Annotated in this window: 9 protein-coding genes; 3 read left to right on the forward strand and 6 right to left on the reverse strand. The window is 37.2% G+C overall.

Features of this window, described 5'->3' with window-relative positions:
• Positions 1-58: 58 nt before the first annotated feature.
• The 3 genes from HND50_05865 to HND50_05875 form a co-directional block, all read right to left on the reverse strand.
• Complete coding sequence (locus tag HND50_05865; GenBank protein NOG44737.1) at positions 59-763, reverse strand: hypothetical protein; 705 nt, start codon at positions 761-763, stop codon at positions 59-61.
• Positions 738-2,282, reverse strand: coding sequence for a hydroxymethylglutaryl-CoA reductase (locus tag HND50_05870; GenBank protein NOG44738.1), 1,545 nt, complete (start codon positions 2,280-2,282; stop codon positions 738-740). Before HND50_05870 ends, HND50_05865 begins: the two co-directional genes overlap by 26 nt.
• Positions 2,283-2,464: 182 nt before the next feature.
• Positions 2,465-4,102, reverse strand: a complete 1,638-nt coding sequence (locus tag HND50_05875; GenBank protein NOG44739.1) for a T9SS type A sorting domain-containing protein — start codon at positions 4,100-4,102, stop codon at positions 2,465-2,467.
• A gap of 271 nt (positions 4,103-4,373) precedes the next feature.
• On the opposite strand from HND50_05875, the gene HND50_05880 reads away from it, so the two are divergent.
• From HND50_05880 to HND50_05890, 3 genes are all read left to right on the forward strand, one after another.
• Positions 4,374-5,498 carry a glycerate kinase gene (locus HND50_05880; GenBank protein NOG44740.1) on the forward strand — a complete coding sequence of 375 codons (1,125 nt, stop codon included), beginning with the start codon at positions 4,374-4,376 and terminating at the stop codon, positions 5,496-5,498.
• A 195-nt stretch (positions 5,499-5,693) separates the two neighbouring features.
• Positions 5,694-7,106 carry a hypothetical protein gene (locus tag HND50_05885; GenBank protein ID NOG44741.1) on the forward strand — a complete coding sequence of 471 codons (1,413 nt, stop codon included), beginning with the start codon at positions 5,694-5,696 and terminating at the stop codon, positions 7,104-7,106.
• A 314-nt stretch (positions 7,107-7,420) separates the two neighbouring features.
• Positions 7,421-7,990, forward strand: a complete 570-nt coding sequence (locus tag HND50_05890) for a DUF3365 domain-containing protein (GenBank protein NOG44742.1) — start codon at positions 7,421-7,423, stop codon at positions 7,988-7,990.
• A gap of 3 nt (positions 7,991-7,993) precedes the next feature.
• Here the strand turns inward: HND50_05890 and HND50_05895 are convergent, their stop codons facing one another.
• From HND50_05895 to HND50_05905, 3 genes are all read right to left on the reverse strand, one after another.
• Entirely contained in the window at positions 7,994-10,069 is a 2,076-nt protein-coding gene (locus HND50_05895) for a hypothetical protein (GenBank protein ID NOG44743.1), read from the reverse strand.
• A gap of 72 nt (positions 10,070-10,141) precedes the next feature.
• Positions 10,142-11,881 (reverse strand): chloride channel protein, encoded by a 1,740-nt coding sequence (locus HND50_05900; protein NOG44744.1) that lies wholly within the window; start codon positions 11,879-11,881, stop codon positions 10,142-10,144.
• The gene (locus tag HND50_05905) at positions 11,868-12,557 is read right to left on the reverse strand and encodes a PTS transporter subunit EIIA (GenBank protein ID NOG44745.1); all 690 of its coding nucleotides are present in this window, start codon (positions 12,555-12,557) and stop codon (positions 11,868-11,870) included. Before HND50_05905 ends, HND50_05900 begins: the two co-directional genes overlap by 14 nt.
• Positions 12,558-12,603: the final 46 nt, after the last annotated feature.

A 12,603-nucleotide genomic window follows, 5' to 3' on the forward strand; every position in this document is an offset into this window, starting at 1 on the left:
CTAGATATGTGTAGCGAAGTTAATGGTTGAAACTGGCTAAAACAATCTTTTTAGAAATTCATTTTGCCGGATTTCCCATACTGAATAAAGAATTGTTCAGCTCATTTTCCTTTTGGAAAATTGCATCCGTAAATGGTTTTATGTCGCTCACCTTATGAAACGCCTGGTAACCATCATATAAAAAATTCATAATCTTGCCAATACCAAGCAATTCGGTAAAAGAATGCAATGCAGTAAGTGAAGCGCCAATCATCCAAACATGGCTTAACTTAAATACCTGCTGTGTAGCATTGATCATTAGCTCAATCTGGTAACAGCGTTGTTTATAGTTATCACACTTTTTATAAGCAACAGCATATACCTCAGAATCAAGATCATATATTCCCAGTTTTAATAATTGTTTTGTAAGTAATTCATCCATTTCATCGGACAAGTCATTTAGCTCGATTACGTTTTCAACAGCTTTAACAATATCTTTTCTTAAAAAAGGGTGTGATTTATTAAACAGGGTTTTGATACTGTCGTTTCGGAAACCAAAATCCTGGGGGCCATATATTTGATTGAAAAAAAAGGAAGTCAATTCTTTAAATTCAGAAGAATTTGAAAAATCAGAATAGGTGTTTTTTATTCTATTTAGCTGATAACTTTGCAAAGCTGATTTTAATTGAAGAAAATTTGGTTCGATTTTCAAATCATCCATATGCAACAAATCGGGTATTCTATTTTTATCAAAATGTTTAGCGGTTTCTCCCATACTGCTCATGGCTGGAAACCCAATCCAACGATGAGATTGCCGAAGCAAGTGAAATTTCACCGGCTAAAACAACACCGGCAACAATTTCGGCAAATTTATTAACAGTGCCGCGTCCCGTACAACCTAACAAATCCAGACATTCCCTCTGTGTTGCCAAATGGGTTCCACCACCATGTGTAGCAACAATCAAAGATGGGATTGTAATTGAAATATAAAGATCCTTTTCATCTGTTAATTCTGTGTAGATGACACCGGCTGAGCTTTCAGATACGTTGGCTACATCCTGACCAGTGGCGATAAACATAGCAGTTATTCCATTGGCCGAATGCAGGCCATTATTGTTTGCCCCGGAAAGAAAAGAACCTACATTTGAAATATTTGCATGATGTGCCAATCCTTCCGGTTTTACACGCATTTGTTGGATTAAAACATCCCTGGGAATGGTAACTTCTGCTGTCACCCTTTTTCCTCGGGTGCGCATAATATTTATTTGGGAAGCTTTTTTATCAGTCGCAAAATTTGATTCTAAAAAGAAATGATCAATGGTTTTATTGTGTTCCATAATCCAGCTACAAGCAGCGAATGTTGCACGGCCAACCATATTTTGCCCGGCTGCATCGCCTGTAGAAAAGTTAAAACGAAGGTAAGCAAATTTATTAGCCAGATAGTGTTGTATATAAAGCAATTTAGCCACGCTTGATGTCGCTTCTGCCTCTTCACGAATCTTATCCATATTCTCATCTATCCAGGTCACAAATTCCCTGGCACCACGAGCATCATCAAAAACAAAAACAGGCGCTCGTTGCATGGCATCACCAACAACCGAACAGCGTACTCCACCGGACAAATTCAATACTTTTATTCCACGATTATAGGAGGCCACCAATGTTCCTTCGGCAGTGGCCATAGGAATTAAAAAATCACCTTTGGCATGTTCCCCATCCATCATAAGCGGACCTGCAAATCCAATTGGGACTTGTGCTACACCTGTAAAATGTTCACAATTTCCCTGGGTAATATGCGGATCAAAAGAATAATGGCGTATATGATTTAATTTAGATCCGGTAAATTCTTCTACAAAATTTTGACGTTTCTCTATAATCTCATCGTTATAATCATCTTCATTATCACGTGGTAAACGAATGATATGTTCGGTAGGTTCAGATACAGAATCTTTCACATCAATTTTAAGTTTGTCACCAAAAGGATCAGCCGCAAAAATAATTTCAATTGTATGTTTTCCATGATCCAGTTCATCTGTTGAAATATGGAAATTTAAAATAGTTTTTAACGGAAAATTCAATGTCGAGTCTTTGGCAATACTTTTTGCTTCAAACAAATCGCCATCATTTACATCCATTTTAATTTTATCTATGGGAATACTTTTCCCATTAATTTCCAAAGATGTTAACCCTGTTATACTAGCATCACTTAACCGGTTTTTTATTGAAAACTGAATACCGCTGTTTCCATTTTGTAAACTTCCAAATGTATACAAACGTTTTAAAAGAAGGCTAGGTATTTTCATTGAATGTCTCCAATATTAAAAGTTATTGTGTGGTGGGAATAATAAAGATATAAAAAAAACAAGGGTTTGCAAATAGAAGAAAGTGATTTTTCTAATTTTTAGGTCAAACGTATCTTAAAATGTAAAGCGCCGGAAAAAATCCATATATATTTCCCGGCGCTGGGGGGAGGTGTCGATTAATATCAAGGAATAAGCAGCATCTTTTTTGTTTGAGATTTTCCGGCCGAATCCAGACGATAATGATACATACCACCAGCAACTTTGTTACCAAAAATATTTTTGCCATCCCATTTAACTGAATATACCCCTGGTAAAAAAGAACTATTTATCAGTCTTCTCACAAGTTGGCCTGTTGAAGAGTAAATGGCCAGCGTAACCGCTCCCGGTGTGGCTATATTAAACTCTATGGTAGTTTCAGGATTGAAAGGGTTTGGATAGTTTTGTTTTAGTGAAATTTCTTCAGGACCAATAAATCCATCAGCGCTGATCAATGTTGGTTCACCTTCAAATTCATATGCACCAATATCATATCCTTTTCCCTGTGGTCTCAGGGTGCCGTCACGGTCAGTCTGCACAAGGGCAACTTCAATACCCTGATCAATTAAAGATGAGCCTTCTGAAAGTTGATATTCATTGCCATCGCTGTTTTCAAAATCAGAAGGTAATGCTTCTTTGTTGCTGCTATGTTGTGCCTCAGCTGGTTTTGGGGCCAAAAAGGCATTATTAAGAATCTCCCATGTTTCTCTATTATTCTCGCTGTCAGCTTCTTTGAAAAACTCATCTATATTTGCACCAAAAGTTGAATTATATAGTTTTAAATTAGCCACATCATTCTCTACACGAAATGCTTTTTCGCACTCATAAACAACTGTATTCATGATTGTGACATTGGCATTTCCACGTGTACCACGCAGGCGGAAAGCGATTTCGCAATCATAAACCGTAACCCCGTCCAACGTGGCTTCAATTTTTTCTTTAAGGTTAAATGCCGCCATATTACTGATATTTCCATCTTTCCAGCCATGTGCAATTGTATTTTTTATGGTAATCTGCATGCGGTCAATAGCGTCCCAATCGTCCTTTACAAGTTTCGTATCAAGCGCATTTTCACCAGGGATGTCCCCTGTTTTCCAGCCGCTGTTAAAATCTTCTATTAATGGCCCTGTCCAAAAATGACAATTTTCAATCCATAAACTATCAGGTGTAGGTAGTGTATCACGATCTGGATCAGTCTGGACACAATCTCCGGAAACCTGGTAAATTTCTGTATTCAAGATGGTCATGCCAATAGTATTTGTCAAAACAATACCATGTGCATCTGCTTGACTTGAAAAAGAACCGTTCAAAAAATGGCGTATTGTGCACCCTTCAATTAATATATTATCTGCTCGATTACCATCAATACCATCGCGGAGACCATTTTGAATTGTGAGGTTGCGTAAAATCAGATTTTCAGATCGTGATAATTCAACACAGTCACTGTCATCTTTTTTATGATCGATAAGCAAATTTTCAACAATAATGTAATCGCCGCTTATATCCATGCCGTAAATCTCAGGTTTTTCACCGCTACCATATGCACCAAATATTATTGGCTGGCCATCTTCACCATCTGAAGAAATATTTAAAACATCATCCCAACTCTGGCCTCTTTTTAAAAGAACCTGATCACCGGGATCTAAACTTTTATTTTTTATCAAGCTGACATTTTTCCAGGCAGCTCCCTCGCTTGTTCCATTGTTATCGTCATTGCCAGCTTCTTTATCTAAATAATATGTTTCTGCCGTCAGAACAGTGAAGCTGAATAATAAAGTTATCATGATATATTTCATAGCTAAACCTTTTCTAAAATCCTTTTTCAGAGATTATATGCAAGCTTTGTACCAATCCTGTGAAACCACTGGTATCGGCGTTTTATAAAAAAAACCTTAATCGCAAAAAGACTTTGCGTTTAATAACTGTGAAGAAATTTATCACTCATTTGTGCTTTGATTACATGAAACTGGCATGCGGAGTGGATTTTGTTTTAAAACTTTGTGAAATGTGAAAATTAACTAGTAAATTACAATTCTAAAAAGTAAGTAGCCCACTATGAATATTCTAATTTCGCCGGATAAATTTAAGGGATCATTAACAGCTTCCCAGGTTTGTGATGCTGTTGAAAAAGGTATCTTAGAAAAGATGCCATCAGCTCTGATCACAAAGATTCCCCTGGCCGATGGTGGAGAAGGTTCACTGGATGCTTTGGAAAAAACGCTTCACTTTGAAAAGATAGATTTAAAAGTCAATAACCCCCTATTTAAACCAATAGATTCCTTTTATGGTTTGTCAAAGGATGCGGCCTATATTGAAATGGCTTCGGCCTCCGGACTACAATTAATAAACGAATCTGAGCGGAACCCGCTTTTTACATCCTCTGTTGGAACCGGTGAAATGATTTCGGACGCTATTAAAAGAGGTGCAAAAAAAATCTATCTCTTTGTAGGTGGTAGTGCAACCAATGATGCCGGTATTGGAATCGCCTCGGCTTTGGGATACATTTTTCTGGATGAGAATAAACAGAAGCTTGCACCCACTGGATCCAATCTAAAAAAAATAAAATCAATTAATCAAAGGAGTGCTGTTTCTTTTGAAGGCATTGAGGTAAATGTGCTTACAGATGTTAAAAATCCACTGCATGGAAAAAATGGTGCTGCTCATGTTTTTGCAGCCCAAAAAGGAGCTTCTACAAGCCAAATAAAAGAACTTGATTCTGGTTTAAAAAATATTGCTAAAGTTATCCAATCCACTTTTGGGGTTAATGTTTCTGGTTTGCCCGGAAGTGGAGCAGCCGGCGGAGTTGGTGCCGGAGCCGTAACATTTTGCAATGCAAAAATTCAAAGTGGTATAGAGAGTATTTTAGACTTATTACATTTTGACAAGATGCTTCAAGCGGCCGATTGGGTTATCACAGGTGAAGGCCTGCTTGATAAACAAACGCTGGAAGGCAAGGTCGTTAAAGGAGTTGCTGATCGCTGTGAAAAAGCTGGGAAACAAGTTGCGATTGTCTGTGGTGATTCAAAATTATCCGAAGCAGATTTAGTTAAACTTCACACTAAATACATCAAATCCATTAGAACAAAAAATATTTCAAAAACAATAGCAATGAAAAATGCAGCTGCATTTCTAACAGATCGATCACAAGAATTGATTGAGTTAATTAAATTGGGAAAATAAAATGCTTATTAAAAAATCTACACAAACTGATAACAAACCCGGCAATTAAACAGAACTTTTTAAGCAAACCAGACGAATGATTTTACTGCGCTAAGTCAAAGTTCGCTACATTTCACATTTAATACCCAATTACTTTTTCGCTCAATAACAAAATATTTAATCAAGGATTTTTGATTATTTAACGATAATGATATTATGAGAAATTCAAATGGGATTACAAAACCTGTTATAGTTTCGGTTCGGCATTATTTCCCAATTGTTGGTGTCTTGTTAGTTGGCGTTATCCTTTCTGTCGTTGTTTATTGGTTTGTACTCACCTGGGAAAACAAAAATCTTAATAACGATTTCGAATCCTGGGCTAAGGCATATGCAAATGATGTAGAGAATACCCTAAATAAATATGTTGGTGCATTATATTTTTTAGGTGATTTTTTTGATAATTCCACATTTGTAACACGACAGGAGTTTAAAGGGGTAGTAGAAAGTTTTATACTACGCTACCCAGGGATTCAGGCTTTAGGATGGGACCCGCTGGTAAAAGACTCTGAACGGGCTCTTTATGAATCGGAAGCAAAAAAAGCAGGCTATAAAGATTTTCAATTTACTGAACGTGATGAGAATAATAAACTTGTAAAATCAGCCAAGCGCGAAGAGTATATTATTGTATATTATATTGAACCTCTGGACGGAAATGAACCCGCCTTTGGATTTAACCTCGCATCTAATAAAACAAGGTTAAATGCTATTAATCAAAGTTTTAAAAGCGGTAAGTTAACAGCAACAAGCAGGATCACACTTGTTCAAGAAACCGGTAACCAATTTGGAATTCTGCTTCTCCTTCCTATTTATGAAAAAAATGTTCCTTTAAATACCCCGGAAGAACGTTGGAAATATCGCAAAGGTTTTGTAGTAGAAGTTTTACGTATTGGAAAAGCAATCGAAACTGCTCTTAGCGGTTTTTCGGATGAAGGAATAAATATAACCTTACATGATATGTCAGCAGATGAAGAGAACAGTTTTCTATATCACCGCCCTTCAAAAATGTCCACAACTGTAGTTCACCAATTTTCTGGTGATGAATCTAAAGAAACACTTTTCTGGAGTAAAACTATTAACATTGGCGAAAGAGTATGGAAAATTACTATAAGTCCATCTGATTTTTTCTTTCAATCTCGCAAAACATGGCAAGCGTCAATAACACTAATGGCTTCATTAATTCTTACGATTTTTGTTTCCTTCTACATGCTACGCAAAACTAAGCATACTATTGAAATTGAGCAGCGTGTAAAAAAGCAAACTGAAACAAACCAGCAACTCAAAACAGAAATTCAAGAGCGAAACTTGGCCGAATTGGAACGTGATAAAACCATTTTAAGTTTAGAAAAAGCGTTGGAAGAAGTGAAAGCATTAAGGGGAATTGTACCAATTTGCTCATTTTGTAAAAAAGTCCGGGACGATAAAGGATTTTGGGAACAAGTGGACGTTTATATCAGCAAACATTCTCAAGCTGATATATCTCATGGTGTTTGCCCGGAATGTGCCAAAGAAAACTATCCTGAATATTACGAAGAAGGAGATTTAAACAAAGATAAGCCTACTAAGAAATAGCTGGTTAATTGAATATATACCTTTATTGTGGCTCTACTCAAAAGAGTACCAAAATAGGTATAAAACCTTTCTCTGATACAAATATTCTATTTTAATACCCATCCTCTTTTATACAATAACATTATATATGCGGCCAAATAAAACATTGCGTCAAGTAACAAACCTGTGTTAAATCAATAAGAAATCACAACTAAAGACGTTCGACCCCGCTTAGTTTAAATTCTTCCCCATACAAAGCCAATTTGGGTTTTGTTTTGAGGAGCTTCCTTTCTAAATTTTGAATTAAATTATTGAATCTTAATCCGGAGAAAAAGATGCGTTGGAAATTAGTAATTACATTTCTGTTTGTATTAAACACTTTTATTTTGTGGCAATGTCAATCCAAAAATGGCCAAAAAGAAAAATTAAATGCAGAAGCCCTAAGTATTACAAAAAAATTTGGAGGCACGTTAAAACCACAACTAAAAAAGGCTTTGGAAGCCGGAGGACCGATAAATGCAATTGATGTATGCTCCTTCGAAGCCCCGAAAATAGCCATGGAACTAAGCAAAGAAACGGGATGGGAAATTAAACGGGTGAGTTTAAAAACCCGCAATGCAAAATTGGCTAAGCCTGATGAATGGGAAAAAACTATCCTTGAGCAATTTAAAGAACGACAGGCAAAAGGAGAATCCCCGGAGAAAATGGCTTTTAGTGAAATTGTTGATGGTCAATTCAGGTTTATGAAAGCCCAGGGCGTTGAAGCCGTTTGCTTAACTTGTCATGGAGAAACAATTGCCCCGGAAGTTAAAGATACATTAAAAAAATACTATCCGGATGACAAGGCAACCGATTATTCTTTAGGCCAGATCCGAGGAGCTTTTAGCTTGTCGAAAAAACTATAATATCTATTCTTTATTCAATCGCTCAATCTTATCCTGCGGACCAAAGACCAGCAAGACATCATTCATCTCAATCTTGGTTTTACCGCCGGGTTGAATATAATTTGTTTTTTTGCCTTTATCCCTACGTATCAACAAAAGTTCTAAATCGTATTTATTACGCAGCGTTATTCCCTGCAATGTTTTACCAATAAAAGTTGTCGGGGCCTCAATCTCAGATAAATGGTAACTCTCCACGATATGCACACTTTTCATTTTTTTAAGATTCTTATAACTCTGGCCAAGTTCACCGGACATATCCCGCAAAAATATTTGGTGATTATAAGCTTCTATTACATCCCGCTGCCAAACTGTACCTATAATTTCTTCTTTGCCATCGCGCTTGGCAATAACGGGTAATTCATCCATCCCGGTTCGGCCAAATTCTTTCATTACAAAATCAAGATTATCTTTCTCACTGATAATGTGCACATTGGGGTTGGCAACATCAGATGCAATAAGCAGGTCCTTAAGATTATCAAAATCGAGCAATGTACGCCTAATTTCCTGCATAGATATTGAGCCGCATAAATGACCTTTTGCGTCTTTTACATAAATAAAATTATGGTTTGAAGCGGAGACTTTTTCAAGAATTTTTTTAAAACTATCATTTTGACCGATGATATCAATTCCCTGTTTCGCAATATCCTGTACTTTTAGAGATCGCAAAACATTTGATTCTCGCCCACCAAAAATATTTATGCCTCGCCTAACCAGTTTTAGAGTATAAATAGATTCTTTATGCATTCTCTGGGCAACAATGGTGGCAATAATCGTGGTGATCATTAAAGGTAAAATAATTTTGTAATCATTCGTGAGTTCAAAAATAATTAAAATCGCAGCGATTGGCCCGTGGGTTGCAGCACCGACAACACCGCCCATTGCAACAAGCGCATATGCCCCTGCATCGGCTGTCCAGGTTGGAAAAAGCTGATGAACAACTTCACCAAATCCTGCACCAAGCATGGCGCCCAAAAACAGTGAAGGTGCGAAAATACCACCGGAACCTCCGGAACCTAAACTGATTGATGTGGCAATAATTTTTACCAGGACCAGAACCAGTGCGATTTGCCAAACCATCGAACTACCAAGTGCTGAGTCCATGGCATCATATCCGACACCAAAAATTTCTGGGAAAAGAATCCCGATACCTCCTATCGCTGCTCCACCAATTGCGCCTTTTACATAATCCGGCCACTTGATATTGTCAAAAAAGTCTTCTGAGAAATAGAGTATTTTTATAAATGAAACAGCGACTGCACCCGCCAGGAAACCAAGAATCACATAATTCACAAGTTCCAGGGGAGATTCCAAAGAATAAGAGGGAACAGCAAATGCGGGGTAATCACCCAAATGATGCCGGGAAACGACCGTAGCGGTTACAGAAGAAATCACGATTGGGCTAAATTGGGCTACTGCAAAATCACCCAAAATAATTTCCAGAGCAAATAATGCTCCTGCGATTGGTGCATTGAAAGCTGCAGCAATTCCGGAGGCAGCACCACAAGCAACAAAGGTTCTCATTCGCTTTGGATTGGCTTTTATAAACTGACCAATAGTGGAGCCAACCGCTGAACCAATCTGAATAACAGGCCCTTCGCGACCTACCGAACCTCCGGAAGCTATATAAAAAGCTGAAGCGAAAAGTTTGGCAATTACAACGCGTGGGCGGATAATACCATTTCGTAGGGCAATTGCTTCCATTACCTCCGGAACGCCGTGCCCTTTTGCTTCTTTTGCAACAAAACGAATAACCAGCCCGGTAACAATTCCACCAAGAAGTGGAATGGCAACTTTCCAATACCAGGGCGTTGCGAGCAGCGTTTCCAGATTAAACTTTCCACCCCACAGTATTTCTTGAAAACTATGAATTGCCCATTGAATTAGCACTGCGCCATAACCACCAATTAGGCCAATAACAACGGCAATAAGCAGAACAAATGTGTGCTCAGAAAGTTTTGCCCTTTCAAGCATTGATAAAACTATGCGGGAGGATCGTGCGGATATTTTTTTGTAAAAGGAGATTTTTTCTTGTTCAGGCATTTAGCATTTTTTCATATAAAAGAATGCTGCGAAAGTAAGTATAAGGTGAGACATTATCAATATCAGCAGGAATTATATTTCAGTTTGAACTTTCAATTCTTTCCGATAAAGATCGAGCATAGTTGCTTTAGAGATAAGCCCTTTATATTTCTGATTTTCAACAACCGGTAAACTCCATGAATTGGTCTGTTCAAATTTCTTTTGAATATCCGTTAAACTGTCAGATGTAGAAATTGTTGTTAAATCTGTATGCATAACTTCTTCAACAAGTATTGAATTGATGAGCGTATTATCAAAAATAAAATCTTTTATATCATTAAAATATACCATTCCTAAAAGATTACCACTTTCACGATCTACAACCGGGAAATAGTTTCTGTTGGATTTTTTTATTTTAGGGATCAGATCGCTTAACAGAATATCCGGATAAACAATTGATAAATCTTTTTCCAATAATTCCCGTGGACTTATCTCTGCCAGGATTTTTCCATCTGTACGTGGCCGGTGCAGATGACCCTTTTTAACTAATTCATAATGATAAATAGAATGGGGCTCAAATTGCTTCACAATTGCCGATGTCAGAAAAGAGACCAGCATAAGTGGCAAGATCGCATCATAACCATTGCTGATTTCAATAATTAGGAACATACCTGTTAATGGGGCATTTAGAGTTCCGCTTAAAACGCCGGCCATACCAACTAAGGCATACAAAGCCGCCTCGTTTATTGCCAGTTCCGGAAAAAGGCTGCGAATTGCCATGTAAAAAAAGAGACCTGTTGAGCTTCCAATTACAAGTGAGGGCGCAAATACGCCACCGGACCCACCGGCGCCAAGAGTTATTGAAGTAGCGACTATTTTAAGAACAATTATTAGCAGTACAAAAAGAAGACCGTTTGTAAAATGTCCGGTTATTATATCCTGAACAAACTTATATCCTTCACCTTTAACATAAGGAATATTTAAAGAAATCAGGCCGATAATAAGTCCTCCAACCAACGCCTTTATCAGGATATTTTTAAAATACTTATCCATAAATTTTGAACTGTTTCTAACTGTCCTGATAAATAGAATTGAAAAAAACGCACAAACAAGCGCCAAAAAAACTGATAAAAAAATATCGTTCACATTCACTTTAATAAGTTCATGAGAAAACTGAATTTGATTTCCATTTAATAAACGGCTTATTTCAGTTCCCGTAACTGAAGCAATTACTATTGGTAAAAGAAAAATTGGTGTCCATTCGCCAATAATAACTTCCATTGTAAAAATTATTCCGGCAATTGGTGCATTAAAAATAGAAGCAATTGCTGCTGCTGCGCCAGAACCTGCAACTGCAATCCTAATCTTTTCATTAGCCCTGAATAATCTCGCAACATTTGAGCCTATCGCCGCACCACTGACAACAATCGGTGCTTCCGGACCGGCAGAACCACCAAACGAAATAGTAATTAAACTGCCCAATAATTTAGAATAGGCGGAGCGGAACTTTATAATACCGCCTTTTAAACTGATACTATGAATAACTTCCGGGAGTCCGTGTCCGCCAAAATCATTAATAACATATTTTAATAGAATAACTGTTAGCAGAAGCCCAATAGCTGGGAGGAAAATTGTAATAAGCGGGTTTTCAATTTGACCAAAAAAATGATGAAAGAAACCTAGACCTTTGGTTAAACCTACAGCTGCCAAACTGCTTGTTACCCCGACAATTATACCGATAAAACCGAGCTTAAACCTTTCATCAGAGTTTATAAGAAAATGTTTTAAGCGAAATCCCTTTTTGATCTTTTTTCCAAACTTAAACTTGTTCATTTTCAACTTCTTTTATTTCATCAATCAGATCAAGACCGGTATTTCTTTCATTTAGGATGTTCATGATTTTATCTTGTTGAAGAACAAAACTCAACTTTGAAAGCATTTTAAGATGCTCTTTTACATCTGTTGTAAAAATCATAAATAGTACAAAAACCGGATGGCTATCAATAGCATTAAATGGAATTGGCTCTTTCAAAAATATGACAGGTATATGGGCCGAATCCAGATTGAGCTGTATCCTGCTTCTAGTGTGCGGGATGGCGATTCCATTACCAATTCCGGTCGAAGCAAGTTCTTCACGATTAATCAATCCATTTAAAATATTTTTTTTGTCCTCGTTCATTAAAAATGAAAGTTTGGTTAAGGAGTTCTCAAACGCCGAATATACATCCTGGGCTTCGATATTATAAAAGATTCCACCCTTTTCTAATGCGCTTGAGAGTAAAAAAGTGTTGTTAGAAGCAGTCTCTTTGGAGGTTTTATTTTGTTTAATATCAAGATCGTGAGCCTTGGCCCAGGTAATTATTTCACTATGTTTTAAAACTGTTTTTTTATTTAGAATTTTAGTTGGGATTTTGCCTTGATGAATCCATCGCTGAACTGTCACCTCAGGTAATCCCAAAAGATTGGCAACTTCTTTTTGGGACATATATTTCCCAAATTTGTCTTTCATATTTATAATCTTTTTCGTTTCAAATTGGCTGGCAAAGGTAAGGGAT

It is taken from the genome of Calditrichota bacterium, assembly GCA_013112635.1.
Classification (GTDB): Bacteria; Calditrichota; Calditrichia; order Calditrichales; family J004; genus JABFGF01.

Coding starts and splice junctions, on each gene's coding strand:
- HND50_05865 (NOG44737.1), bottom strand. CDS start 763: ATGAGCAGTATGGGAGAAACCGCTAAACATTTTGATAAAAATAGAATA.
- HND50_05870 (NOG44738.1), bottom strand. CDS start 2,282: ATGAAAATACCTAGCCTTCTTTTAAAACGTTTGTATACATTTGGAAGT.
- HND50_05875 (NOG44739.1), bottom strand. CDS start 4,102: ATGATAACTTTATTATTCAGCTTCACTGTTCTGACGGCAGAAACATAT.
- HND50_05880 (NOG44740.1), top strand. CDS start 4,374: ATGAATATTCTAATTTCGCCGGATAAATTTAAGGGATCATTAACAGCT.
- HND50_05885 (NOG44741.1), top strand. CDS start 5,694: ATGAGAAATTCAAATGGGATTACAAAACCTGTTATAGTTTCGGTTCGG.
- HND50_05890 (NOG44742.1), top strand. CDS start 7,421: ATGCGTTGGAAATTAGTAATTACATTTCTGTTTGTATTAAACACTTTT.
- HND50_05895 (NOG44743.1), bottom strand. CDS start 10,069: ATGCCTGAACAAGAAAAAATCTCCTTTTACAAAAAAATATCCGCACGA.
- HND50_05900 (NOG44744.1), bottom strand. CDS start 11,881: ATGAACAAGTTTAAGTTTGGAAAAAAGATCAAAAAGGGATTTCGCTTA.
- HND50_05905 (NOG44745.1), bottom strand. CDS start 12,557: ATGAAAGACAAATTTGGGAAATATATGTCCCAAAAAGAAGTTGCCAAT.